Genomic DNA, 26,366 nt, shown 5'->3' on the forward strand with positions numbered 1-26,366 from the left:
TGCCCGCCGCCGCCCCTCCGGCCGCGGCGCCGGTGTCGGACGCGGAGCTGACCGGGGCGCTGCGGGCGGGCCGGCCGGCCAAGCGCGCCCCCGCGACGACGGCGCCGCGTCAGCGCTGAGGTGTTGCGGTCGTCCGGGCGTTCCGGCGGTGAGCGGAACGCGGGCTGCCGCCGCTGGCTGCGGCGGTCGCGGTGCGGCGCGCGTTCCGCTGCTGCGCTTTGATATGAAGGCATCGTCCCGATGAACGTCGACCTGTTCGACTTCGATCTGCCGGCGGAGCGGATCGCGCTGCGTCCGGTGGCGCCACGTGATTCGGCGCGCATGCTGCTCGTCACCCCCAACGGACTGGCCGATCGGATCGTCAGCGATTTGCCCGATGCGCTGCGTCCGGGGGATCTGCTGGTGTTCAACGATACGCGGGTCATTCCCGCGCAGCTGGAGGGCACGCGCGGCGCGGCGCGGATCGGGGCGACGCTGCACAAGCGCGAGGGCCCGCGCCGCTGGCGGGCGTTCGTGCGCAACGCCAGGCGGCTGCGCGACGGCGATGTCGTGGATTTCGGCGCCGGGGTCACCGCCAGCGCCGTCGACCGCGAAGAGGACGGCAGCTGGGCGCTGGTGTTCGCGGGGGAGGAGCCGGTGGAGCTGCTGCTGGAGCGTGCCGGCCGCATGCCATTGCCGCCCTATATCGCGGGCAAGCGCGATACCGACGCGCGCGACGCCGACGATTATCAGACGATGTTCGCCGATCGGCCCGGCGCGGTGGCGGCGCCGACCGCGGCGCTGCATTTCACGCCCGCGCTGCTGGCCGCGCTCGATCGCACCGGCATTGGGCACGCGACGCTGACGCTGCATGTGGGCGCCGGCACCTTTCTGCCGGTCAAGGCGGAGGATACCGACGATCATCGCATGCATGCCGAATGGGGTCGGATCGACGCCGCCGCCGCCGACCGGCTCAACGCGGTGCGCGCCGCCGGGGGCCGGGTGATCGCGGTCGGGACGACATCGCTGCGACTGATCGAAAGCGCCACCGGCGACGATGGCATCGTCCGCCCGTTCGAGGGCGATACGTCGATCTTCATCACCCCGGGCTATCGCTTCCGCGGCATCGACGGGCTGATGACGAATTTCCACCTGCCGCGTTCGACCTTGTTCATGCTGGTATCCGCGCTGATGGGGCTGGAAACGATGCAGGCGGCCTATGCCCATGCGATCGCCAGCGACTATCGCTTCTATTCCTATGGCGACGCATCGCTGCTGCTGCCTTGAGGCCGCGCCGCCGGCCTGGGCCGCGGGCACCCTGGATGGCGGTTTTCCCTATACAAAATGAGGTAGATCCTTCATTAGGCGGCCGTTAACCCCGTTCGTTAACCCTCTTTTCGACGAGGGGCGGACCCGTGGGGCAGGCGTTGCAACTCGGGGGAGTGGCCGTCATGATCCGGACCGTCGATGCGAAAGCCGTCGACAGCGCCAAGGCGCTGCCTGACCGATCGATTCTCGTCTTCTCGAAGATTCCCATCGCCCCCAGCCATGGCGGCAATCGCCAGCGGATCCGGACGTTGCTCGGCGAATTGCGTCGCGATCATGCGGTGACGTTCGCCTTGATCCCTTCCCGTCAGCGGCGTGATTGCGACGCGCAGGGGCATCGCGATTTCTTCGGGCCTGGCCGGTATCGTCCGCTGACGCGCGGCATCGTTGCCGAAACGATGTTCAACGCCGCCGCCTTGGCGCGGCGGGTGCGCACGAAAGTGTTCGGGGATCGCCGGTCCACCGACGTGGACTATCTATTCGATCGGTCGATCCGCGCGCAATGCCAGCGGCTGATCGCGGCTCTGCGGCCTGATATCGTGCTGGTGGAATATGTCCATTTTTCGAAAATCTTCGAATGGGTGCCCGACGACACGCTGAAGGTGCTGGACACGCATGATTCGTTCGTCGCGGAATTCACGCCCGCCGCGGAACGGAAGGGCCTGGCGCGGGCGGATACGATCCTGGCGATCCAGGATCGGGAGGCGGCGCTGTTCGACACGCTGCTCGCCGGTGCCGCGTCCACGCGGGTCGCGACGGTCAGTCACATCGTCGCCCCCTGCGCGCCGATCGATCTCTCGCGGTGCGACGGCGCCTCTTTCATCGGATCGAACTTCATCGCGAACAACCAGTCGCTCGCCCGGCTGATCGACGATGTCATGCCGCTGGTGCTGGCGCGGCGCCCCGCGTTCAAGCTGCATGTGATCGGCAGCGTCGGCGACGCGATCCCCGATTACCCGTTCGTCGTGAAACATGGTCGCGTCGATCGGATCGCGGACGCGCTGGTGCAGGCGCCGGTGCTGGCGAACTACATCACCGCCGGCACCGGCATCAAGATCAAGCTGCTCGACGCCATGAACATGGGGGTGCCCTGCGTCAGCACCGTCCTGGGGGCGGAGGGGGTGGAACGGGGGTTCGCCGCCGGCGTGCAGATCACCGACGACCGGCAGGATTTCGCCGATGCGCTGGTGGCGCTGGCGGATGACGCAGCGCGGCGGGAGGTGATGGGGCGCGCGGGCATCGCGGCGATCGCGCGCTGGAATGCACGGCAGCGCGCCGCGCTGGCGGAGGCGTTCGCGCTGCCGGGCCGCCCGGTGGTGGAGGAGCGGGCGGCGATACCGGATGGCGTGGCGGCGTGAGCATCGGCCGCCACCGCCGCTACATCATGCCGCCCTGTAGACCTTGATCCGGTAATTGGTGGTGTCGGTGCCCTGGGCATTCTTGTTCGGGCCGACGTAGATCGACAGGATGTCGCCGGGTTTCAGCGTGATGCTCTTCACATTCATATCGTAATGCTGTGCCACGGTGGTCGACAGCACGGTCTGCGCATTGACCTGTATCGTCAGGTCGATCCCGTCCACCGACGAGGCGATCACGTCCCATGTACCCTTCAGGTCGAACTTGCCCTCGACCGGCGAGGTATAGCGCAGCAGCGCCTTATAGGCGTCGGGTGAGCCCCCGGTGTTGTAGTCGACCGGGCTGACCGTATTGGCGTTGATGTTGAACGGGCGCAGCCAGTCGATACCGATATAGGGCTGCCAGTCGGCACTCGCGATCTCGCCGCCGCCCTGCGTATAGGCCATGTTGAACGCCCCGCTGCGCACCCCATAGGCGAAATAGGTCCATGGCCCCTCGAAGCGGGTGCTGCCGTCGAGCGCGTTGGTGAAGTCGAACTGATCGTAGCTGTCGGCGACAAGCTGGATGCTGCCGAGCTGCACATTGTCGCCCAGTGACAGCGCGGTATCGCTGACGATGATGATCGGCGTGTCGGCGGTGATCGCGGTCGGCTTGCTGATCTCCACGCCCTGCGCATTGTAGAATTTGGCGGCGGCCGTGACCGTCAACGAGCGCGGCTCGCCCCAGATCACCATCGCATTCTGGCCGAATTCGTAGGCATAGGTGAAGGCGTCCGTCGCCAGCCGCTGCCCCGCACCCTTCGCCAGAACCTGCGTGGCCATGACCTTATAGCCCTGGCCGGGGGCGAGGATGTCACCGCCGAACGACGTCAGCGCGACATTCTTGTACCACAGGTTGGTGGGGCTGCCCTGCTGCCGCAGCGCATACCAGTCCGCCTCCGCGACACCGGCACTGGCCATCACCGCGATGCTCTTCACCAGATAGCTGGCGGTATCGGGAATGCTGTCGACTTCCTTCGCGAATTCGGTGACGTGGATCGGCTTGGCGTTCGATCCCATCGCGTTGCGCAGCACCGTCAGCTGCTTTTCGAGCTGCTCGGGATCGGTGGTGTACGGATGGACGACGATCCCATCCATATAATTGAGTGCCCCCAGCGCGAAGAGCGGCTTGAAATAGCCGACCGGGATGGCCAGCGCGGCACCGCCCAGCACCTTCACGTCCGGATGGGTCGCCTTCACCGCATTGTAGACGGTGCGCAGCTGGTTGAAATAATATTGCTGCCGCGGGCCATAGCCGTCGTTCAGCACGGGGCCGGAGACGAAATTGAAGGCATTGTACTCGTTGCCGATCTCGATCGTCTTGATGCGCGGGAAGCGATCCAGCGTGGCGACCACATATTTGGCGAAGGCGGCGCGCCCGGCGTCGGTATAGGGGGTGTTGCCGCCGTCGTAGAGCGGATTGGTATCCCCGAACGTCAGCGTGATCGGCATGCCGGCGTCGCTGACCGTGTCCATCCACTTCGCGCCTGGCGTGGTGAACTGATACACGCCCGGCGACTTTTCGATATCCGACCACAATACGCCGTCACGGACGTTCTGTGCCCCGATTGTCTTGGCGACGTTCAGGATCGAAAAGTCCCACGCCTGCTGCTGGAAATGCGTGACGGCGCCCAGCACCATCTTGTTCGGATTGGCTGGCACCGACGCGGTCGGGGTCGGAGTCGGCACCGGGCTGGAAGGGGACGGCGACACCACGACTCCCGTCGTGCTAGTTGCCGAGCCATCGCCCCCACCACCGCCGCACGCCCCCAGAAGGAGCAGGCTGCTTACCGCTAGAGCCATTCGCAACGTCATGGTGGAAACCTAAATGTGAGCAAGTTTCCAATCACTTAGGGGAAGATGCTTAATTTAGTCTTGCCGCCCGCCCGTTATGATGGTTGGAGCATCGATGGGCGTGCCGCATCGCTTTATCCCGCTTCCGGCGCATGCCGGCGGATGACGCGATGACGGGGTGGCGCGAACCCCGGTACTCTCACCCCGGGCCCGTCACCGCAGCGGGTCGTTATCGCAGTGGCGTATGTGTTGCGCGCCAACCTACGGCTGATCGATCCATGGTGTTTCGCAAGACCGCTTCCGTTTCCGCCCCCGTTTCCCCGCCGTGCCTGCCCGCCGGGCGGCGCGTTTATGCGATCGCGGACATTCACGGGGAAGCCGATCTGCTGGTGGAATTGCTCAACGCGATTCGCCGCGACGGATCGGCGCGCGGCGGCGCGGCGATGACGCTGGTGTTCCTCGGTGACTTCATCGATCGTGGCAAGGATGCGGCGACGCTGCTGAAGGTGTTTCCGCTGATCGCGTCGGACGGCGTGGTGGTGCTGAAGGGCAATCACGAGGCGGCGCTGGTCGACGCCTATCGCGGTGACGAGGAAGCCCTGGCATTCTGGCTGAAATTCGGCGGCGACGCGACGCTGGAGGGGCTGGGGGTGGATGCCTGCCCGCATCAGCCGGGCAGCTACAGCAAGATCATGGGCGACCTGCGCCGCGCGGTCGATGTCGCGACGATCGACTGGCTCGATCGCCTGCCGCATTCCTGGTCTCTGGGGGATTATTTCTTCAGCCACGCCGGGATCCGGCCGGGGTTGCGGCTGGCGAAACAGGACCCCGACGATCTGTTGTGGATCCGTGAGCCGTTCCTGTCGAGTCGCCGGCGGCACGAAAAGGTGATCGTGCATGGCCATACGATCGAGCCCGGCGCGCCGCGGCTGGGCGGCAACCGCATCGGCATCGATACCGGGGCGCACGAACACGGCAGCCTGACCGCGCTGGGCCTGCAGGATCACGAACAATGGCTGGTGCAGGTCAGCGACGGCCGGGTCATGATCGAGGCCGAGACGCTGGGCTAGATCAGATCGACCGGATGGCGCGCCCTTGCGGCCACCGCCTGATCGTCAGGCGGGCTGTCGGATCGCATACCATTGTGCGGGGTCCTGCCCGGATTGCGCACCGATCCAGCTGTACGGCACGCTGCGCCATGACCGAAGCTCGTTGCTGCGGCTGTCGAGCACCAGATCGCCGCCGCTGGTGCGCGCCACCAATACGACGTGCAGTCCGAGCCGGCGCGCATAGCCGACCGCGAGGAAAAGATTGTCCGCCGGCACCCCCGCGTGGATCAGCTGCTGGCGCTTTTCCAGCGCGATATCCTCGCAATCGCCCCGCGCGCCGCGCTTGAGGCCGGCGGGCGTCCACACTTCGTTCTGGCCATAGACGCGCCAGTCGTCGGCCTGTCGCACGACCCGGTTGACGGTGCGGTTGACGTGATCGAGCAGATGGAGGTTGTCGACCAAGCCGACATGCGCTTCGGCCTGGCCGAGCGGATCCGCCGGCCCGCACAGCGCCGGCTTGTGCTGGCACATCGCCGAAAAGCCGCGCGGTGGCTCGATCTGCTGGCGGAAGCTGATGAACGACGACGACGTGATATCCGCCCCGACGGTGGTCGGGCAACCGGCAAGCAGCGCCGTGATGACGGCGAGGGATCGGAGGAGCGCGCGGCGTGGCGTGCTGGTCTGCCGTAGGGTCATCTCAGACTGCGTCCTGCATGGCGATCGGGTCATTCCAGGGCGAAGAATATGGGCAGGAGGTTACCAAAAGCTTGACCGTCCCGGGCGGGGACAGGTCAGTCAGAGCAAGGGAGGCGGCGCCAAAACCGCTCCGTCCAACAGGTGACAGTACGCAACTGTTAAGCTAGCTTGAGCTAATCAAGCACTTGCCCGACCACGTCGGGCGGCGCGAGACAGGATACACCCTCGCGCAAACCGATGGTGCATCATGATGGGGAAGCCTGGCAAATGAAAAAGTTGTTGACCTTGCTTGTGGCGATCGGGCTGGCCGGCTGCGGCCCCGCCTTCGCCGCCGGACAGGCCAATCCCGGCGCCGGGACCGTCGCGACCACCGCGCCGGCGGCATCGACCGCCACGCCGCAGACCAGCGGCGGCACGACATCGCAGGCGACCGCTGGCCCGAACGGCGTGACCGGGGCGAGCGACGACTATCGCCTCGGCACTGCCGACAAGGTGCGGATCATCGTCTTCGACGAACCGTCGCTGTCGGGCGAATTCCTCGTCAATGCCAATGGCAAGCTGTCGCTGCCGTTGATCGGGGACATCGATGCGGTCGACGTCACCACCTCCGCGCTGGCCGCCACGATCCAGCGCCGGCTGGCCGACGGCTATCTGCGCGAGCCGCGCGTCAGCATCGACGTGCTCACCTTCCGTCCCTTCTACATCCTCGGCGAGGTCAACAAGCCGGGCGAATATCCCTATTCGTCGGGTTTGACGGTGTTCAATGCGGTCGCGACGGCGCAGGGCTTCACCTACCGCGCCAGCAAGAAGTCGGTCTTCGTCAAACATGCCGGCGAAAGCGAAGAGAAAGCGGTGCCGCTGACGCCCGACCTGCGCGTCCAGCCGGGCGATACCATCCGGATCAAGGAACGTCTGTTCTAAGGCCCGGCCGGCATTCGATCAGGCGGCCCGAGCCTGCCTCCGGGGAGGGGGGAAGTTCGGGCCAGCCGCAATGCCGGCGTGCCGACATGCGCCGCGCGGCAAATTGTTAACAAAAACGTTACCGTAATGACGCGAGCCGCCTATAATCCTGGCGTCTCGAAAAGAGACTTGGCCTGATTCCGGATCGATCCCCCGTCGTTGTGGATTGCAACGAGATGTGACACAGGCTCAAGAAAATAGGGGTGTTTTCCATGCGTTTGTTTCTGATGGGCATGACGGCGTTGGCATCGGTCGCGAGTGCGGCGAGCATGGCCCAGATCCCGATCGCGCCGGTATCCCCGCTGGTCTCGCGGGACGATCCGAACGTTATCGCGCTGTATACCGCGATCCTCGGTACGATCGGCCAGGTGCCGGTCACGTCGGCCTCGGACCAGTTCGAGGCGCAGATCGCCTACACCGTCGACCAGAGCCAGGCCAATTGCCGTGTCGTGCTCGCCGCGCTGCGCGAGGCGCTTGATACGCCGCGCCAGCCGCAGCCGGCGATCGTCGCGCTGCGCGACGTGCTGACCACCGCGGCGCGGTGCAGCCCCTATGGCACGGCGGCAGCCGGCGGGGCGGCGGGGGCGACGCTGGCGCAGGGGCCGGCGGTCGGCGTCGGCGGCGGCACGTCGAACTACTCGCGCTTCTGATCATTGCCTTTTGTGAGTGGGATTTCGATGCGGCTGTCTCTTGTTGCCCTGATGGGCGTGTTGGCGTTGCCGATGGCGGCGGGTGGTGCACAGGCGCAGCAGGTAGGCGACAATCTTGTCCTGCCGAACCTGCCGCTCGACTATGATCGCGGCCGGAACACCAGCGTGCTGCAGCGGGAACGGCCGGAATATCAGGCGCAGGGCGTCCGGGCCGGCTCGTTCCTGGTCTTCCCGCGGATCGAGGTCGGCGCGGGCGCGACCGACAACGCCTATCAGACCGATTCCAACACCCAGGGCGACGTGTTCGCCCTGGTGTCGCCATCGGTGGCGGTGAACAGCAACTGGTCCACCAACGAGCTGAATTTCAACGCCGGCGCGCAGCTGCGTCGCTTCGCCAGCGAAACGCCGCGGAACGAGACCAATTACAATCTCGACGCCACCGGCCGTATCGATGCGACGCGCACATTGTCGTTCAACACCCAGCTGCGCACCGCGCGTGCGACCGAGCCGCGCTCGTCCGCCGCGTCGCCGCAGGATGCCGCCGAATCGATCCAGTTCCAGCATACCACCGCCAGCCTCGGCACCACCTTCGCAGGGGCGCGGGTACGCGGGCAGGTGGCGGTCAGCGCCGATCGCTTCACCTTCTCCGATGTGCGTTCCTTCTCGGGCGGGATCATCAGCCAGGCGGGGCGCGACCAGACGTTGCTGCGTACCACGGCACGTGGCGAATATGCGGTATCGCCGGATACCTCGCTGTTCCTGCAGGGCGGCTATACCGATACCACCTATCAGCAGCCGCTGACGTTCGGCATCCCGAACCGTGACTCGAAGGAATATAACATCATCGGCGGCGCCAGCTTCGATCTGTCGGCGCTGATCCGTGGCGGCATCGGGCTCGGCTATGTCAGCCGTAAGTACAATTCGCCGCTGTACCGCGATGTGTCCGGTCTCGCCGCCGAGGCGCGGATCGAATATTTCCCGACCCAGCTGACCACCGTGGGCCTGAACGTCCGCCGGACGGTGCAGGACAGCGCGTTCGGCACCACCAGCGGCTTCTTCGCTACCGCCGCCGCGCTGCGTGTCGATCACGAGCTGCTCCGCAACGTGTTGCTGAATGCGCAGGTCGGTTACGAACAGGACGATTTCGTCGGCGTGGATGCGAAGTCGAAAATCCTGCGCTACAGTGCGGGTGGGCGGTATCTGGTCAATCGCAATCTGGGGCTGGGGTTGCTGGTCGGCCGCGACAACCGCTCGGGATCGGGATCGATCGCGCTGCAAACCTATAATGAAACGCGCGCCATGCTTTCGGTTGTGCTCCAGCGCTGATACAGTCGTTCCCAAAGGGAAAACGTCACCATATGAACACCATGTCCACGCTGGTCGAACACGACGAAACGAGTCGCTTCGACCAATCCCGTCACGTGGGTCGTCGGACGGTGACGTTGCGCTCGATCGGGGACGCGATTCGGCGGCGCTGGATCGTCGTGGTGGCGGTCGCGTTGGCGGTGTTCATCGCGGCGACCGCGGCGGCGCTGTTGCTGACGCCGAAATACGACGCCTATGCCAAGGTGCGAATCACGCCGAACGTGTCGTCACCGCTCGATTTCGGCAATGGCCAGGACCAACCCGCTGATCAGGCGGCGGTCAATACCGAGGTGCAGGTGATCGGCTCGCGCGGGACGGCGCGCAAGGTCGTGACGCAGCTGGGGCTGGATCGCGATCCGGAATTCGCGGGCACCGGCGCGGCGGGCACCGCGATCGAGCGTGCCACCAGCGGCGTGCTTGACCGGCTGAAGATCAATCGCGACGACAAGAGCTATCTGGTCCAGATCGGCATCCGCTCGACCGATCCGGAGAAAGCGGCGAAGATCGCCAATACCTATGCCAGCACCTATGTGACCGGCACGGCCGACAATCTGATGGGCGATGCCGCGAAACAATCGGCGTCGATTCAGCAGCGGCTGCGCGAATTGGGCGCCGAGGTGCAGGCCGCCGACGCCCGGCTGGCGTCCTATCGCGCACGCAGCGGCATCAGCCAGAGCGGCGAGGGCGGTACGATCACCGATCAGCAGATCGCTCCGCTGTCGATGCAGCTCGCGACCGCCGAATCGGAGGCGGCGGCGGCGCGGTCGGCGCTCGCGGTGGCGGAGCGGCAGGCGGCGACCGGCGGCACCGACGCGATTTCGGCGGTGCTGTCGTCGCAGGTGATCGCCGATCTGCGCCGGCAACGCACCGAGGCGGAAAAGCGTCGTGCCGAGCTGAGCACGCGCTATGGCCCGCGCTATCCGCTGTCGATCCAGGTCGCGCAACAGATCGAGGCGCTCGATGCCCAGATCAAGCAGGAGGCGTCGCGCGTCGTTGGGGGGCTGCGCAGCCAGGCGCTGTCGGCGGAGGCGCGCGCCAACAGCCTGCGTGGGCGGCTCAATACCCTGCAGCGCGGCGTCGCTCGTGACGATCAGGCGGCGGTAGAGGCGGGTAGCCTCGAACGGGACGCCGAGGCGAAGCGCACCGCTTATACCCGGCTGGCGCAGGCTGCGCAGCAATCGAGCCAGGCGCAGCGCCTGTCCTCGCCGCAGGCGAATATCGTCGAGAATGCGACCATCCCGACCCGCCCGACCTTCCCCAAGGTGAAGGCGTTCGCGGCGGCGGGCCTGCTGATCGGTATCGTCCTGGGTCTCGCGGCGGTGTTGTTGGTCGAGGGGCTCAGCTCGACGGTGCGCAAGCCTGAGGATGTCGAAACCCTGCTGGGGCTGTCGTTCGTCGCGTCGGTGCCGCGCCTGCCGACCCCGTGGAGGCTGCGCACCCGGCGGGTGGCCAACCCGGCCACGACGCTGGTCGAAAAGCCGATGACGGTTTATGCCGAGGCCTATCGCGCGGTGCGGTCGTTCATCACCACCCGCAGCGAAGCCGAAAAGGTGCGTGTGATCGCGCTCGCCTCGACGCTGCCGGGGGAGGGCAAGACCACCAGCGCGCTGTCGCTCGCACGGGTGATGGCAATGAGCGGTGACAAGGTGTTGCTGGTCGATTGCGACGTCCGCCGTGCCGGCGTGCTCCGCGCGCTGAACCGATCGGCGGACACCGGGCTGGCCGACGTGATGGAAGGCCGCGCGACGATGCAGCAGGCGGTGCTGCCCGATTCGGTGCCGGGGCTCGATCTGCTGCTGGTGCAGGGCTCGCTGTTCACCCCCATCGACCTGTTCGGTGGCGGCAAGATGGAAAAGATGCTGGCCGAGGCGCGCCAGCGCTACGATTATGTCATCCTCGATACGCCGCCGCTGCTCGGCATCGCGGATGCGCGCACGCTGGCCGGGCTGGCGGACGCGGTGATGCTGGTCGTGAAGTGGGATACGACCCCGATCGCGGCGGTCGATGCCGCGCTGGCCGGGCTGGAGCAAAGCCATGCGCGCGTGCTTGGCGCCGTGCTGACGATGGTGGATCACCGTTCCGAGGCGATGGGCGGCCTCTATTATTCGGCGCGCTATTCCTCTTACTACAACGAATAGCGTGATGCTGTCGCCGCGTCCGGCACTCCGCCTGGCGTGCCTGATCCTGGCGGCGGTCACGATCGTGTCGGCCGTTGTGGCGTTCGATCGTGAGCGGCAGGTGACGGCGGTCGCGCAGGCGCTGGCCTCCCCCGATGATGCCCCCCGACAGGCATTGCTGCGCGACAGCGCCACCGGGTCGGTCGCGGCGGTCCCACCGCGCGCGGCGGCCGGGCTGGCCGCCTTATGGTTGCAGCGCGCCGGCAGCGCGACGCCGGCGGGGCCCGATCGCTTCGCGCTGGCACGCGCGTACCAATTGATCGAACGCGCCCAGGCGGCGCGGCCGGGTGCCGCGGCGAACCTGGTGCTGCGCAGCCAATATGCGCTGGCACGGCATGGGCGGCTCACCCCGGGCGGTCGCGCGGACTATATCGCCAGCTATGCCGCGGCGCCGTTCCTGACCGCGGAGGGCTTCTGGCGGGTGGCCTATGCCGCGCAATATTGGAACGACCTGCCCCCCGCGACACGCGATGCCGCGGTAGAGGAGGCGGTATGGCTAGCGGGGCTCGACGGCCGCTTCCGTGACCGCCTGCTCGCGATCGCGGCGGACTCGCCCGTCGCGGTGCGGATGGCGTTGCGCCTGCCGCCGCCGCGCGCGTGATCCGCTCCGCAACGCCGCCCCCCAGGCCCCGCCGAGCAGAAGACAGGTCAGCGCCACGATCGCGGGTACGTTGAGCGCGATGTCGATCATCGCGCTGCCCGCGATAGCGCCGATCGCGCAGAGCGCGACGGTGCTCCACCAGTCGCGCCGCGCCCGGGCGATCGCGAACAGGATCGCGCCGATCGCGCCCAGGTTCAGCAACAGCCCCGGCCAGCCGATCTCGATCGCAGCCTGCAACGGCGCGTTGTGCGCGGCGCCGAAATTCCAGTAGAGCGGCGCCGTCCCGCTGGTCAGCGTGTGCAAATTGACCGCGAAGAAGCTGCCTGCGCCGAATCCCCATATCGGCGCTTCGGCGGATATCGCCGCGTAATGCGCGATGATCGCCCCGCGCGAGGCCGCGTCCTCAGGAAGATACCCGGATCGGTTGGCCACCGGAGTGAGCATCGCCGCCGCGATCATCAACGCGACCAGCAACAGCGTGCCGGGCAGCATCCGGCGCCATGTCAGGTGCCGATCCGCCACCTCGCGCCGGCGCAGCGCCAGCATCACGACACCCAGCAGCACCGCCAGCAGGATCGCGCTGCGACTGCCGGTCATCGCGCACAGGATCAGCGCGACCCCGGTCGCGGCCAGCGCGCCGATGCGTTGCCAGCGCGGGGTCTCTTCGGGGGCGAGCGCCACTCCGCCCCCCAGCAGGGCGATCGCCGCGAAGACGATGCCAGCCGCATTGGTGTTGCCGATGGTGCCGGCGTAGCGGGTGCCATGCTGGCTGTCGGCGAGCCAGTCGATCGCATCGATCGCGGCATAACCGAGGTAGATCACCCCGGCGGCGGCGATCCATTGTACCAGCGCCCGCGCCGTTCCCGCGCGATAGCCCAGCAACGCGGCGATGGTCAGCGTCAGCGCGGCGGCGGCCGCCTTGCTCCATTCCAGCACGAACAGATCGGGAGCGGGGCGCTCGGCCATGCCCAGCGTGTCGCGCAACGATGCCGGCAGCAGCGCCGGGATCGCCGCCCAGACCAGCGCCCCCGCCAGCAGATATAGCGGGACGCGCGCATGGTGCCAGAATCGCGACGTCGGCGGCACCGTCAGCAGGATCGCGATCACCGCGCCCGCCTGCGCGATCGCCGCCAGCGCGCTGCCCGGGCCATCATTGGCGCCGCCCGCCGCCAGTTGCAGGTACAGCAGCAATGTCAGCACCGCTTCCGCCCATCCGGGGCGGGCGAGTGGTTGTCCCTCGGCATGGCGTGCGCCGTCATTGGCGGGATGCGCGGTCTTCACGGAACCGAAAGCGTCCATATGCGCTGCTCACGACAGGCCGGCGCCGCCGACGCGGGCCGGAAAGAAAAGGGGCGGGGGACAGCGATAGCCGATCGGTCGCGGACCGCCAGCTTGCAAATGTCCTGAAAACACACGATGCGTCCGGCTCTCCCTCGATCCGGCGCAGACAACGACCGGCCTTCGCGCCTATGGCGGGCGACACCGCCTTCGACCTCGTCAAAGGACCCTTGTGCCGTTATCCCACTCTCACCGGTCGATGATCTGGGGCCTGGCGGCGGTGGTGATCGTCGCGGGCCTGCTGATCGCGCTGCTGACGATGGACGACGATCGCGGCTTCCTCGACAAGATTCCCTTTGGGCCGGCGCGGGCGCGACCGGCGACAGCGGAGCTGTCGATCGACGACCTGCCGCTCGAGACGCTAGTGCCGAGCGACATCCTGAAACTGTCGGCGGAGGATGCGCTGGCCCGCAACATGGCGCTGCCGATCAGTCGCGTGGCCAATCCGCTGGCGCCGCCCTTCGTCGCCTCGTGGCTGGGCGGCGATCTGCCGAAATCGACCGTCTGCCTGGCGCAGGCCGTCTATTACGAGGCGAATGGCGAGCCGCTCGTCGGGCAGCGTGCCGTCGCGCAGGTGGTGCTGAACCGCCTGCGCCACCCGCGTTATCCCAAAACGGTGTGCGATGTGGTGTTCCAGGGATCCGAACGGCCGACCGGATGCCAGTTCAGCTTCACGTGCGACGGATCGTTGTCGCGCACTCCCAATGCGGCCCGTTGGGCGACCGCCATGGGCGTGGCGACCGCCGCGTTGCAGGGGTGGACATCGGTCGCGGCGGGGCAGGCGACGCATTATCACACGCTATACGTCTTTCCGAAATGGGCGCCGGAGCTGCTGAAGACGGGGGTGATCGGGCACCATGTGTTCTATCGTCTGCCGGGCCGGTTCTACGACTATAGCGTCTTCCGCGACGCGGTGGCCGCCAACCCTCCGCCACCCGACGCGGCGGCGACCGATGCGGTCGATCTGACGGTGGATCCCTCGCTTCTCGCCGGCGGTGGCGTCGGCACGGGCGATCCGGTGACGCTCGCCGCGCCGCCGGCGGCGCCGTCAACGGGTGGCGCGTCGCCGGGCGATGCGCCGGGTGGTAACCCCGCCGCCAACGCCGGAAGCCCGCCTCCCAATGCGACCCCGGCCCCGGCGCCCTCACCAACCAATTTCTTCCCGACGCGGCGCCGATCGCGCCCGCAACTGCCGCTTGCGCAATGACAGTGACATCGTTCTCCGACAGGACCGACCTGATGACCGATCCGATCCCCGCCGCCGAGCCTTCGATCGCGCGCCCGCGCAAGGTCGCGATCATTCACTACTGGCTGGTCACGATGCGCGGCGGTGAACGCGTGCTGGAGCGGATCTGCGAACTGTATCCCGACGCCGACATCTACACCCATGTCGTCGACGAAAACGCCCTGTCGCAGACGCTGCGCCAGCATCGCATCTTCACCACGTTCATCGCCAAGCTGCCGATGGCGAAGACGCAGTATCAGAAATATCTGCCGCTGATGCCCGCCGCGCTGGAGGCGCTGGATCTCAGCGCCTACGATCTGGTCATCAGCTGCGAGGCGGGGCCGGCCAAGGGGGTCATCACGCGCCCCGACGCGGTGCATGTCACCTATTGCCATTCGCCGATGCGCTATATTTGGGATCAGTATCACGCCTATCGCGCCGCGAGCGGCCGTATCGCGGGATTGTTCCTGCGCGCGGTATCGCCACGGATGCGGGCATGGGACCGGATGAGCGCGTCGCGCCCCGATGCGATCATCGCCAACAGCCATTTCGTGCGGCGGCGGATCCGCAAATTCTGGGGGCGCGAGGCCAGCGTCGTCTATCCGCCGATCGACGTCGACCTGTTCACGCCGAGCGACGACGTCAGCGACGAATGCGTCTGGATCAGCCAGCTGGTCCCTTACAAGCGGCCGGATATCGCGGTCGACGCCTTCACCCGCAGTGGACGCAAGCTGCACGTGATCGGCGATGGCGCGATGCTGGAGACGCTGAAGGCACGTGCCGGGCCGAACGTGCGCTTCACCACGCGAATGAAGTTCGACGAACTGCGCGCCACTTATGCCCGTGCGCGTGCGCTGATCTTCACCGCGGAGGAGGATTTCGGCATCATCCCGGTCGAGTCGCAGGCGGCGGGCCGGCCGGTGGTGGTGTTCGGACGTGGCGGCGGCACGGAGACGGTGATCGACGGCGTCACCGGCATCCATTTCCACGAACAGACGGCGGAGTCGCTGATCGCGGCGATGGAGCGGTTCGATGCGTGGTTGCCGTCGTTCGACCCGGCCGCGGCGATCGCCAATGCCCGCCGGTTCGAGCGGGCCCGCTTCCTGCGGGAGTTCGCGGCGGAGGTGGATCGCGCCGAACGGCAGGTGGCGGGCTGATCGCGCCGATCAGCCCAGCGCGATCACGGCGGCGGCGACCACCCCCCATGCCAGCGTGGCGCCGCCGACAGCGATCAGGATGCGCGTGAACGGCGAAAACCGCTCGACGACCGGCTCCGGGCTTTCGGTCGTGGGCGATGGCAGCGGCGTGACCGGCAGCGTGGTGGGGGCGGTGCCCGCCGACCGACGCGCACGATCAAGCATATCGTCGGTCAGTGGCGTCACGAACGCGCAGCCGAACCGCGTGTCCTGCTGTCGCACCACCTCGGCCGGCTGCAAGCCGATCCCGGCGAACCCGATCGACAGTCGCTCGCCGATGGTCAGTGGATGGCTGCTCGTCACCAGGCAGCCGGTCCGCGACAATTCCTCGATCAGTGCGTCATGTGGCTGGCCGGGTGGCGCACGCAGCGTCGCGTCGAGATCGACGGGGAATCGCGCGGCGGCGCGGCGCGCGCCATCGGGTGCCACCCCCTCGCTGATGATCCGTGCCGGTATCGCCATGTCGTCCCCCAGATCGTCCCATGGCCAACGTAAGGGGGAGGGCGTCAACATGTCGTTAACTTCCTGCCGCGCGGATCGTGGAACTCGTCGAGAGTTGGCGCCGCTTCGGTACAATCCGGATGACAGCATCGGCCGGCGGCTGTAGTCACCGATGCAGAGGCGGAATCGGCGCACCCTGCGCTGGCATCGGCCCGGTGTCCGCATCGCATCTCCCCGAACGCCCCATGATCCACGTCGGAACAGGTGACATTGCCCTTGCGTCATGATCCTGCCACCTGTCTCGAGCCCATCGCCCCGGTGAGCGCGTGACCGTGGCGGCCTTGCCCGCGCCGGTCGCGGCATCGGCCGCCACCGCCTCGCATCGCACCGCGATCGCCTCGATCCTGGCGGTGGGTGGCCGATTGCTGTCGCGCGTGATCGACCTGATCGCGCTGCTGGTACTGGCCCGATTGCTGCAACCTTCCGACTTCGGCCTGATCAGCATCGCGATGAGCCTGATCTTCATCGTCGAGGCGGTACTGGAATTGCCCGTATCGCAGGTGTTGCTGGTCGAGCGCGACGTGTCGCGCACGATGATGGACACCGCTTTCACGCTCAGCCTGTTGCGCGGGCTGGTGCTGGCGATCGTGATCGGTGCGATGGCATGGCCGTTCGCGACGATCTACGGCGATATGCGGCTGCTGCCGCTGATCCTGGCGCTGACGCTCGCGCCGGCGTGCCGCGGGATCAGCAATCCGCGGCTGGCCTTGTACAACCGCGATCTGGATTTCCGCCGCACGGTCGCTGCGGAATTGCTCGGCAAGGTGATGTCGCTGGTGGTGTCCGCGGCGGTCGCGATGCTGACCGGCAGCTATTGGGCGCTGGCGCTCGGCACGATCGTTTCGCCGATGACCAGCGCGCTGCTGTCCTTCGTCCTGGCCCCCTATCTGCCGCGCCTGTCACTTCATGACTGGCGCCTGTTCCGCAACTTTCTCGGCTGGCTCAGTGGGGCGCAGCTCTTTTCCGCTTTCGCTTGGCAAATCGATCGATTGGTGCTCGGCCGGCTCGCCTCGGCGCCGGTACTGGGGCGGTTCACCATGGCGGATAATCTTGCCGCGATCCCCGGGCAGGTGCTGCTTGCCCCGATTCTCGGGCCGCTGTCGGCCGGGCTGGTGGCGGTGCGCGAGGATCCCGAACGGCTGCGGCAGGCGTATCTGAAGACGCTCGCGTCGATCGCGTTGCTGGGTTTTCCGGTGCTGGTCGGCACCGCGCTGATGGCGGATGAGGTCGTCGCGCTGGCGCTGGGCCCGAAGTGGAGCAGCGCCGCACCGATCCTGCGGGGGCTGGCGCTGGTCGGCGTGCCGGGGCTGGTGTGGACCCCGCTCAACGCGCTCGCGCTGGCGCTGCGGCGCTCGTCGATGGTGTTCACGCGCCAACTGGCCGATTTCCTCGTCAAGGTGCCGCTGGTGATCGCCGGCGCCTGGTATTTCATGATCCCCGGTATCGTCGCCGCGCGCGGGCTGGCGGCGGTGTTGCTGGCGGCGATGGCGATCGCGGCGGCGCGCTCCGCGATCGGCGTGTCGCTGCGCGCGCAGGCACATGCGATGTTTCGCCCGGCGGCGGGCTGTATCGTGATGACGGCGACGATCCTGCCCGCGCTCGATTATCTGCCGGCGACCCTGCCGGCATGGTGGCTGGCGATCGCTTCGGCGGGTATCGCGGCGGCGGGGGCGCTGGCGTTCGTCGGCACGGTGCTGTTGCTATGGCGCGCGGCGGACTGCCCGGTGGGGGGCGAATCGATGGTGATCGGCATCGTCCGTCGCGTCGTCCTGCGGCGTGGTGGCGACGGCGTCGCGGCGGACGCGCCGCCGACCGATTCGCGTGATCAGGCACTCGCGCTGGCAGCGGCATCGGTGAAGAGCGGCGGTGACCCGGCGGCGTCGAGCGTCTATCGCATCCTCGATATCCTGGCGCAGGCCAATCTGGCGCATCCGGCGGGTGGCGGCGACGCGGCGATCCGCGCGGCGCCGGCACCGGTAGCGTTCCGTTGCGCTTCGTGCGGCCGCTTGCTGCCGATCGCCGGTCGCGCCGCGGCCAACGTCATCGCGCTCGCGGCCCGGGCGCAGGGTTTCCGGCTCGCGCCGGGGGCGGTGGAGATCGCCGGCCGCTGCGCCGATTGCGGCGACGCCCCCGCCACCGGCGCGCATCGCGGACACGATGGATGATCGTGCCGTGATGGACGTAGCAATAGTACGAAATGCCTGGATACTTCCCAAAGCCGGACGGTCTTTCGCCCGATTCAACATTGCATATCGCGGCGCATCATTGTTAGATCGATGGCGCGTTCACGAAGGAGCCCGTGAGAAATCGTGAGCCTGTCTGCACCCCTTCTCATCGGCGCCGGAGCGGTAGTCGGGCTGATCTTGCTGGTCTTGCTGATGAACCGTCGCGCGGCCCGCCGGCGCCGGCGGGCATATCGGAATTACTATCGCGATTGACCGCGTTATCATGGCCGCGTCTGCCGTTCGGTGCGGTGTTCATGCGGATGATTCGGCAACCGTAACGAATCCTTGATGCTTGCGCGTTAACCCTCATGCTCGGGGCGTTCAGCGGGGTATGGCCCCTGCTGTCGTTCGTGGGAGACATTCGACATTACGGCACCGACGGTCATCTATGCGCCATCGGGCGAGATAAAGGCGCACCGCCTCGCGGGGATCGACCTGATGCGACTGGTGTCGTTCGTCGCGGTCGTGCTGATCCACGCGGTGTCGAAAACGGTCACCGATCATCCGCAAGTGGCCGATGCGATCGCGATCCTGTCGCGCTTTGCCGTGCCCTATTTCTTCATCGCGTTCGGATTCCTGCTCAGCCCGCGCTCATCGACGCAGACCGGCGTGCGGCTGTTGGGGCGGCTGATGCCGCCGTTCATCTTCTGGGCGCTCGCCTATGTCCTTTATTTCCGGGGTACGCTGGCGGGGCTGGCATCGCCGGCGATGATCGCGCGGCTCTTGCTGACCGGACTGGACGGCCAGCATCTGTGGTTCCTGCCGGCGCTGGGTGTCGCGGGATTGCTGTTCGTCATGTTGCGGCATGCGCTGGGCTGGCGCGCGGTGCTCGTCGTGGCGATCGTCTTCTATGCCTTCGCGCTGGCGTTCGGACCGTATCGCTTGTTGTTCGATCTGCCGCGCCCGCCGTTCAATACGCGCAACGGGCCCTTCTTCGGCTTCATGTTCATCCTGGCGGGCGCGTGGCTGCGCACGCACGCGGTGCGGCTGCACTGGTCCGTCGCATTGCTGCTCGTCGCCGTGACGGGGGCGCTGCAATGGCTGGAGGTGCAGGCGCTGGTCGCGTCCGGTCTGCTGGAAACGGGCCGCTATGTCGATGATACGCTGATGACCATCGGTTTCGGCGTGGCGGTGTTCCTGCTGGCGCTATCGATCCCGCCAACGGTGCGGCTGCCGAAATTACTGGCGTCGCTCGCCGAACTCAGCCTGGGGCTGTACGTCGTCCATCTGTTCTTTCTGGATCTGTGCGGCCGCGCCTTCGGCATGACCAGTCTTGCGCAATGCCTGGTCAATGCCGTGCTGGCGGTGCTGGCGTCGGTGCTCTGCGTGCTGATCCTCGATCGCGTGCCGCTGACGCGGCGACTGATCCGCTAGCAACCGGCCGTTACGTGCCGGCCGCCGTAAGCTGCCGGTCGAAATAGGCGATGGTGCGCTGCAATCCCTCGCGCAAGGCGATCCGCGGTTCCCAGCCCAGCAGGTCCCGCGCCTTGGTGATATCCGGCTTGCGCTGCCGCGGATCGTCCTGCGGAAGCGGCAGATGGCGCACCTTCGAGCGGGAGCCGGTGAGTTCGATCACCAGGTCGGCCAGTTCAATCATCGTGAATTCGGATGGATTGCCGATGTTGATCGGCCCGATGACGTCGTCCGGCGAATCCATCAGCCGCACGAAGCCGTCCAGCAGATCGCTGACGAAGCAGAAGGATCGGGTCTGCTGGCCGGTGCCGTACATCGTGATGTCCTCGCCGCGCAGCGCCTGCACGATGAAGCTCGATACCACGCGCCCGTCGTTCGGGTGCATCCGCGGCCCGTAGGTGTTGAAGATGCGCGCCACCTTGATCGAAAGATGGTGTTGCCGGCGATAGTCGAAGAACAACGTTTCCGCGCAGCGCTTCCCCTCGTCATAGCAGGAACGGACGCCGATCGGGTTGACGTTGCCCCAATAATCCTCGGTCTGCGGGTGGACGCTGGGGTCGCCATAGACTTCCGACGTCGACGCCTGGAACACCTTCGCCTTGGTACGCTTCGCCAGGCCGAGGACGTTGATCGCACCCAGCACGCTGACCTTGGTCGTCTGTACCGGATCGCGCTGATAGTGGATCGGGCTGGCGGGGCAGGCGAGATTGTAGATCTCGTCCACCTCGACATAGAGCGGGAAGGTGATGTCGTGGCGCATCAGCTCGAAGCGGGGATTGTCCCGCAGATGATCGACGTTCTGTTGCGTGCCGGTGAAGAAGTTGTCGACGCACAGCACGCGATGGCCGCGCTCCAGCATCATGTCGCACAGGTGCGATCCGAGGAAGCCGGCGCCGCCGGTGATCAGGATCCGCTTTTCAAGATGCATGACAGTCCCCGAAGATGGTGAGCGTTGCGATGCCGGCCGGTCAGGCGGGAGCCGTCTGGCCGTGCGTTTTGAGATGCCATCGCCATGCCGAGGCGATGATGTGCCGCAGATCGGATGCGGTTGCGGTGAAGCCGAGTTCGTCGCGAGCGGCGGCGACATCCGCGATGAGCTGCGGCGGATCGCCCGGTCGCCGCGGGCCGCGCGGCGCGGCGAGCGGCCGGCCCGATACGCGCGCGATCTCCGCCAGCACCTCCGCGACCGAATAGCCGCGCCCCGAACCGAGATTGAAGATGCGTCGTGCCGCCGGGGGCCCGTCGAGCAGGCGGTGCAGCGCGATGACATGCGCGCGCGCCAGATCGTCGACATGGATGTAATCACGGATCGCGGTGCCGTCGGGTGTCGGAAAGTCGCTGCCGAATACCTGGAAATCGGGTAGCCGCCCGAGCAGATGCATCATCGCGCGTGGGATAAGGTGCGGCTCTTCCTCACGATCCTCGCCCAGCTCGCCATCGGCATCGGCGCCGCTGGCGTTGAAATAGCGCAGCGCGATATAGTCGATGCCATAAGCGGCGGCATAATCCGCGAGCATGCCCTCACAGATCAGTTTGGTGCGGCCATAGGGATTGACCGGGGCGGGGGGCGTGCGCTCGGTGATCGGCAGCGTCGCCGGGCTGCCATAGACCGCGCAGGTGCTGGAGAAGACGATCGCGCCGCAGCCGGCGGCGCGCATGCCCGCCAATAACCCGGTCATGCCGACGACGTTGTTCTCGTAATATTTCGCCGGGTCGATGACCGATTCGCCGACATAGGCGTCGGCGGCGAAATGCATCACCGCGCGGGCGCCATGGGTGCGCAGCGCGTCGGATACCGCCCCGGCGTCGCGCACGTCGCCTTCGACCAGCGGGCCCCAGCGGACGCGCTCCGCCTTGCCGAGTGCGAGATTGTCGAAGGTGACGGGCGTGAAGCCATCCGCCGCCAGCGCCTTGCAGGCGTGGCTGCCGATATAGCCGGCACCCCCGGTGACAAGAATCTTGATGGCCATGCGCCGAACCCTAGTCGCGTGAAGCTGGTCGGCAACGGCACTTTTTTAATTTCCGCCCTGATTGTCGGATCAACGCCGGATGAGACCGGATATTCGTTACAATCCCCGATGGCCGGCCCCGATGGCCGGCCCCATCAACGGCTGCGGGCGGCAGGGACCCGCTGCGCCACCGGGCCGGCGGCGGCGGGACGATGTGCGGCGGGACGATGCATCGTGCGCCGTATCCGCCGCGTCGCCACCGGGATCAATCCGGGCAGGGCGGCGACGATCGCGAACAACGTGGCGTTGAAACCGCCGAAATCCACCAACGTCCCTGCCAGCGCGCCCGGCACGATACATACCAGGATCGCATAACGCGCGCCGGTGACGACGCGGCGGATTTCGTTGCTGGCGCCGGACAGGTTGTTGGTCATGCTGCGTATCAGGAACGCGATCATCAGAAGACCGCCGATGATGCCGGTGCTGCTCAACACCGCGACCGGCCAGCTCGACGCGCGGGTGGATCCGACGCCGACACCATATCCCCCGGTCGCGGTGAGCCCTTCCAGGCTGACGCGGTTCCAGGTGCTGCGCTCCGAATAGGAATCGGACGATGTCTTCTTCAGGACGAGGCTGTTGAACTGTTCGAAGATGGCGTTCCAGATGTCGGTCTTGATGATCATCACCGCGATCGCCAGCAGCAGGCCGCCGCCGATCACCAGCAGATGCGTCAACGCGCGTTTCTCGTCCGCGGGGTTGCGCAGCGCCAGCACGTTCGACCCCACCGCCAGCACGCCGAAGACGCCCAGGCCGACGAATGCCGCCGAAGAGGTGGACAGGACGGTGAACGCCACCAGCAGCAGCGCCAGCGGCATCTGCAGCCTGGCGTAGATCCCGCCGAGCGCATCGCCCATGCGCATGAAATAGATCATCGATGCGAATGACAGCACCAGCGCGCCATAGGCCGACGCCTCGGTATTGAACCCGACGACGCGCCGCATGCCGCCGACCGCGTCGCTGTCCATGATGACATAGGTGGCGGTGCGCAGCGAGGAAAGCAGCCCGGTCCCCGCGGTCGCCATATCGGCGATGCCGGCGATGATCGCGACCACCCCGCCGAAGAAGATCGCCCGGTACACCATCATTCGCGTCCGGGTCTGCAACAGCAACTGATAGATGGAGATCGTCACCGCGAAGGACGCCAGCAGGTACAGCGGCTGCGTGATATTGCCCGATCCGAATCCCAGCCCGGTGCGCAAGCCGGTGTTGAGCCCCATGATCGGTGCCCCGCCGAACAGGAACGGCGCGGTATAGGTGACGACCACGGCATAAGCGATGAACGCGGTCAGCAGCCCCAGCTTGTTATAGTCGAGCAAGCCGTCGATCAGCAGATGCGGCCGGCGGCACGCGATGAACGATTTGAGGCACAGCAACGCGGAACAGGCGGTCACCGGCAGGAAAGTGGTGCCGCCGGTGAGATTGGGCGGGACGATCGCCAGCGAGCCGAACGCCAGGCTGGCGAAGAACAGCATCAGCGTCCAGCGGATGTCGGTCACCGCAGCGGCGAGGAACAGCAACCAGAAGATGCCCAGAACGATCATGACAAGCCTTCCGCAGGTAACGCCTTCGCGACGCGCCGTTAACAGCGTCGATAGTGCAAGACGAGCTTCACCGCTATGCGGTCGCGGCATCGCGCGCTACTTTCTGACCGATATGCCAACGGCATCGCGAGTGTCGTGATACGTCCGACTTGGGCTGATCCCGCTCAGGGACGGTCGTGCCGGGGCGGTTGATCATGGAATATTGACCTTTGCGCGGCAGAGCTCCCATGAACTTTCGGGCGCTCGAGGCGTGCCGATGGTGCGATGAGCCGAGGTGGCAGGTCGTAAAACAGGAGTTGATGCGTGAACACGCTTCGTCTGGGCACCCCACCGTGCGATCGTCCGGGGATCGATCGCGTCGTCGTCTATGTCTCGGATCGTGGCTATATCGCGCAGGCGCTGGTCTCGGCCTCTCAACTGGCCGCGCAGCCAGAGGTGACCGCGATCGCCGACATCATCATCTTCCTTGTCGACGTGCCCGAGGGGGAGCAGGCGGAAATTCTCGCGGCGCTCGGCGGCGCGCATTTCAACTTCCGTTTTCTCGACAGCCGGCAGTTCATGACGGGCTCGACCGATCGGCTGCCGGAACTGCACTGTCCGCTGTCATCACTGGGTCGGCTGGTGATCGATGCCGAGATACCCGCGCAATACCGGACCGTCATCTATATCGACGGCGATACGCAGGTCGTCGGCCCGGCCGCGCCCCTGATCGGGATGGTGTGCGAGCCCGGTGTCATCTACGCCGCGGCCGACCGGCTGGATAATGGCGGCAAATATGCCAATTCACCGGCCTATCTGGCCAGCATCGGAGTCGACCAGGTCGCCAGTTACTTCAACGCCGGCGTGATGGTGGCGGAACGGTCGACATGGCGGCAATTGACCGCCGAGGCGCTGCAGTTCCTCGCCGCGAACCCGGAGAAGTGCAAACATTACGACCAGAGCGCGCTGAACGCGGTCGCGGTGGGCAAGGTGCGCATGCTGTCGCCGGCCTATAATTATTCCAGCTGGTTCTGGACCACCGATGAAACGCGCGCGATCCGCCCGAGCATCGTCCACTTCACCGGGCCGATCAAGCCGTGGAACGCCACCCGCCGCCCGTGGGGAGAATCGTTCCGGCAGGTGTACAGCGAGTTCCTGCGCGAAAATCCGTTCTTCGCGCGCTATCTGAAGATCGACGCCAGCAAGGATGTCGATCCGAAATATGCCCGGCCCACCCCGGTGCTGCGCGCGCGTCTGGCGGCCAAGGTGTTGAAGCAGAAGCTGGAACATCGCTACCATCGACATTTGTGGCGGCACTATTTGCGCGAAGCGCCGTTTCTGCGTCTCGGCTGAGCGGTTCCACCGACGACCGTTTGCCGCCGGGCCGCGGTATCGACCCGTTCGGGGTCCATGAGGGTTTCACGACGGCGATGACGGACGAGGCAAGGGCGGCCCCGAGGCAGGCGGACCAGCCGGGCGTCGGCAGCCGGACGGCGGGTAGCGTCGCCTGGCTGATGGCGTCACGCCTGATGGCGCGCGGCATCGACTTCATCACGCTGGTCGTACTGGCGCGGACGCTGTCACCGGCCGATTTCGGACTGATCTCGGTCGCGATGACGTTGATCTTCATCGTCGAGGCGGTATCCGAACTGCCGATCAGCCAGTCACTGGTGCGCCTGGATACGATCGGGCGCAGCCATCTCGATACAGCGTTCACCATCGGGCTGATCCGTGGCGGCCTGCTGGCCAGCGTCTTCGCGATCGCCGCTTTCCCCTTTTCCTGGATCTATCAGGACGCGCGGCTGGTGCCGCTGATCCTGTTCCTGGCGCTGTCGCCGATCACGCGCGGGTTGCAGAGCCCGGCGATGGTGCAGTTTGCGCGACGGATCGATTTCCGGCGCGACCTGATCATCGAGATCGTCAGCAAATTATGCGGTTTCTCGCTCGCCACCGTGCTGGCCGTGACGACCCATTCCTATTGGGCGATCGCGGCGGGAACCGTCGCCACGCCGATCGTCGCGATGGTACAATCCTATTTGTTCGCCCCGTTCCGGCCGCGCATCGGCCTGCGGCGATGGCGCAGCTTCGCTGGCTTCCTCGGCTGGGCCAGCGTGGCGCAGGCGCTGGGGGCGCTCAGCTGGCAATCGGACAAGCTGATCCTCGGCCGGCTGATCGGAAAGGCCGATCTGGGCCATTTCTCGATGGCGGCGGATCTGTCGTCGGTGCCCGAACAGGTGCTGGTCGCCCCCGCGATGCGCCCGTTGATGGCGGGGTTCGTGACGATGCGCGAATCGCGCGATCGGATGGCGAATGCCTATCTGCGCATCTCGCAGACGCTGCTGACGATCGCCGCCCCGGCGATGACCGGGATGAGCCTGGTCGCGGCGCAGGCGGTGCCGGTGGTGCTGGGGGCGCATTGGGTATCGGCGGTGCCGCTGCTGCAATGGCTGGCGCTGGCGCCGATCTTCGTCGTCTGGGTTTCCCCGCTCGATCCGATGGCGATGGCGATGGATCGCACCAGCCTGTTCTTCCGCCAGCGTATCGTGGAGGTCGCGATCAAGATCCCGCTGCTGCTGACGCTGATCTCCGCCTATGGGATGGCGGGCGCGGTGATCGGGCGGCTGGCGACCAACCTCATCCTGATGGTCGTCACGATGGGATATGTCCGCCAACTGACCGGGCTGGGCATCGTGCGGCAATTGGTGGGGCCGTGGCGAGTGATCGTGGCGACGCTGGTGATGGCGGCGGTGATCCGGTCGCTGCCCGATGCGATCCGCCAGGATCTGTCGATCACCGCGATGGCGACGACCGTCCTGTGCGGCGCGTTCGTCTATGTCGTAACGCTTGCCGCACTGTGGCTCGCCAGCGGGCGGCCCGACGGGATCGAGCAAATGGTCGTCACGCGGGTGGGCGGCCTGACCCGTCGACGGCGCAATCAGGCCGCCTGA

Annotated in this window: 21 protein-coding genes; 14 read left to right on the forward strand and 7 right to left on the reverse strand. The window is 66.7% G+C overall.

Going from position 1 to position 26,366, the window contains the following annotated elements:
- The first annotated feature begins 240 nt into the window (after window positions 1-240).
- Together queA and ACFDSW_RS02980 are read left to right on the forward strand one after the other, a co-directional pair.
- The gene (queA, locus tag ACFDSW_RS02975; RefSeq protein ID WP_375248786.1) at window positions 241-1,266 is read left to right on the forward strand and encodes a tRNA preQ1(34) S-adenosylmethionine ribosyltransferase-isomerase QueA; all 1,026 of its coding nucleotides are present in this window, start codon (window positions 241-243) and stop codon (window positions 1,264-1,266) included.
- 164 nt (window positions 1,267-1,430) lie between these two features.
- On the forward strand, window positions 1,431-2,663 hold the full coding sequence (locus ACFDSW_RS02980) for a glycosyltransferase (protein ID WP_375248787.1): 1,233 nt from the start codon (window positions 1,431-1,433) through the stop codon (window positions 2,661-2,663).
- 24 nt (window positions 2,664-2,687) lie between these two features.
- Here the strand turns inward: ACFDSW_RS02980 and ACFDSW_RS02985 are convergent, their stop codons facing one another.
- Window positions 2,688-4,412 (reverse strand): hypothetical protein, encoded by a 1,725-nt coding sequence (locus ACFDSW_RS02985; protein ID WP_375248788.1) that lies wholly within the window; start codon window positions 4,410-4,412, stop codon window positions 2,688-2,690.
- Window positions 4,413-4,771: 359 nt separating this feature from the next.
- Here ACFDSW_RS02985 and ACFDSW_RS02990 point away from each other — a divergent pair, with 359 nt between their 5' ends.
- Window positions 4,772-5,563, forward strand: coding sequence for a metallophosphoesterase family protein (locus ACFDSW_RS02990; protein WP_375248789.1), 792 nt, complete (start codon window positions 4,772-4,774; stop codon window positions 5,561-5,563).
- Window positions 5,564-5,608: 45 nt separating this feature from the next.
- Here the strand turns inward: ACFDSW_RS02990 and ACFDSW_RS02995 are convergent, their stop codons facing one another.
- Window positions 5,609-6,238 (reverse strand): transglutaminase-like cysteine peptidase, encoded by a 630-nt coding sequence (locus ACFDSW_RS02995; protein ID WP_375248790.1) that lies wholly within the window; start codon window positions 6,236-6,238, stop codon window positions 5,609-5,611.
- Window positions 6,239-6,505: 267 nt separating this feature from the next.
- Between ACFDSW_RS02995 and ACFDSW_RS03000 the strand changes: the two genes are divergently transcribed.
- The 5 genes from ACFDSW_RS03000 to ACFDSW_RS03020 all read left to right on the forward strand — a co-directional run bounded on the left by ACFDSW_RS03000 (window position 6,506) and on the right by ACFDSW_RS03020 (window position 11,991).
- Entirely contained in the window at window positions 6,506-7,159 is a 654-nt protein-coding gene (locus tag ACFDSW_RS03000; RefSeq protein WP_375248791.1) for a polysaccharide biosynthesis/export family protein, read from the forward strand.
- Between the two features lie 251 nt (window positions 7,160-7,410).
- A complete protein-coding gene (locus ACFDSW_RS03005; RefSeq protein ID WP_375248792.1) occupies window positions 7,411-7,848 on the forward strand; it encodes a hypothetical protein in 438 nt (145 codons plus the stop codon).
- Between the two features lie 27 nt (window positions 7,849-7,875).
- Complete coding sequence (locus ACFDSW_RS03010) at window positions 7,876-9,174, forward strand: outer membrane beta-barrel protein (protein WP_375248793.1); 1,299 nt, start codon at window positions 7,876-7,878, stop codon at window positions 9,172-9,174.
- Between the two features lie 32 nt (window positions 9,175-9,206).
- A complete protein-coding gene (locus ACFDSW_RS03015; protein WP_375248794.1) occupies window positions 9,207-11,351 on the forward strand; it encodes a GumC family protein in 2,145 nt (714 codons plus the stop codon).
- A 4-nt stretch (window positions 11,352-11,355) separates the two neighbouring features.
- Complete coding sequence (locus ACFDSW_RS03020; protein WP_375248795.1) at window positions 11,356-11,991, forward strand: hypothetical protein; 636 nt, start codon at window positions 11,356-11,358, stop codon at window positions 11,989-11,991.
- Here the strand turns inward: ACFDSW_RS03020 and ACFDSW_RS03025 are convergent.
- Window positions 11,887-13,272 (reverse strand): O-antigen ligase family protein, encoded by a 1,386-nt coding sequence (locus ACFDSW_RS03025; protein WP_375248796.1) that lies wholly within the window; start codon window positions 13,270-13,272, stop codon window positions 11,887-11,889. The genes ACFDSW_RS03020 and ACFDSW_RS03025 overlap by 105 nt on opposite strands.
- A 256-nt stretch (window positions 13,273-13,528) precedes the next feature.
- On the opposite strand from ACFDSW_RS03025, the gene ACFDSW_RS03030 reads away from it, so the two are divergent.
- Entirely contained in the window at window positions 13,529-14,536 is a 1,008-nt protein-coding gene (locus ACFDSW_RS03030) for a cell wall hydrolase (protein WP_375248797.1), read from the forward strand.
- Window positions 14,537-14,568: 32 nt separating this feature from the next.
- Window positions 14,569-15,711 carry a glycosyltransferase gene (locus ACFDSW_RS03035; protein ID WP_375248798.1) on the forward strand — a complete coding sequence of 381 codons (1,143 nt, stop codon included), beginning with the start codon at window positions 14,569-14,571 and terminating at the stop codon, window positions 15,709-15,711.
- A gap of 9 nt (window positions 15,712-15,720) precedes the next feature.
- Here the strand turns inward: ACFDSW_RS03035 and ACFDSW_RS03040 are convergent, their stop codons facing one another.
- A complete protein-coding gene (locus tag ACFDSW_RS03040; RefSeq protein ID WP_375248799.1) occupies window positions 15,721-16,263 on the reverse strand; it encodes a PilZ domain-containing protein in 543 nt (180 codons plus the stop codon).
- 254 nt (window positions 16,264-16,517) lie between these two features.
- On the opposite strand from ACFDSW_RS03040, the gene ACFDSW_RS03045 reads away from it, so the two are divergent.
- Window positions 16,518-18,416: an oligosaccharide flippase family protein gene (locus ACFDSW_RS03045; RefSeq protein ID WP_375248800.1), complete on the forward strand. Its 1,899-nt coding sequence runs from the start codon at window positions 16,518-16,520 to the stop codon at window positions 18,414-18,416.
- A gap of 495 nt (window positions 18,417-18,911) precedes the next feature.
- Complete coding sequence (locus ACFDSW_RS03050; protein WP_375248812.1) at window positions 18,912-19,850, forward strand: acyltransferase; 939 nt, start codon at window positions 18,912-18,914, stop codon at window positions 19,848-19,850.
- 10 nt (window positions 19,851-19,860) lie between these two features.
- Here the strand turns inward: ACFDSW_RS03050 and ACFDSW_RS03055 are convergent, their stop codons facing one another.
- The 3 genes from ACFDSW_RS03055 to ACFDSW_RS03065 form a co-directional block, all read right to left on the reverse strand.
- Window positions 19,861-20,817, reverse strand: a complete 957-nt coding sequence (locus tag ACFDSW_RS03055) for a UDP-glucuronic acid decarboxylase family protein (protein ID WP_375248801.1) — start codon at window positions 20,815-20,817, stop codon at window positions 19,861-19,863.
- Between the two features lie 40 nt (window positions 20,818-20,857).
- Entirely contained in the window at window positions 20,858-21,859 is a 1,002-nt protein-coding gene (gene galE, locus ACFDSW_RS03060; RefSeq protein ID WP_375248802.1) for a UDP-glucose 4-epimerase GalE, read from the reverse strand.
- Between the two features lie 134 nt (window positions 21,860-21,993).
- The gene (locus ACFDSW_RS03065; protein ID WP_375248803.1) at window positions 21,994-23,439 is read right to left on the reverse strand and encodes a hypothetical protein; all 1,446 of its coding nucleotides are present in this window, start codon (window positions 23,437-23,439) and stop codon (window positions 21,994-21,996) included.
- Window positions 23,440-23,742: 303 nt separating this feature from the next.
- Here ACFDSW_RS03065 and ACFDSW_RS03070 point away from each other — a divergent pair, with 303 nt between their 5' ends.
- Together ACFDSW_RS03070 and ACFDSW_RS03075 are read left to right on the forward strand one after the other, a co-directional pair.
- Window positions 23,743-24,771, forward strand: a complete 1,029-nt coding sequence (locus tag ACFDSW_RS03070; protein WP_375248804.1) for a glycosyltransferase family 8 protein — start codon at window positions 23,743-23,745, stop codon at window positions 24,769-24,771.
- Window positions 24,772-24,848: 77 nt separating this feature from the next.
- Entirely contained in the window at window positions 24,849-26,366 is a 1,518-nt protein-coding gene (locus tag ACFDSW_RS03075; protein WP_375248805.1) for a lipopolysaccharide biosynthesis protein, read from the forward strand.

The sequence above is a fragment of the Sphingomonas sp. genome, assembly GCF_042091075.1.
GTDB lineage: Bacteria > Pseudomonadota > Alphaproteobacteria > Sphingomonadales > Sphingomonadaceae > Sphingomonas.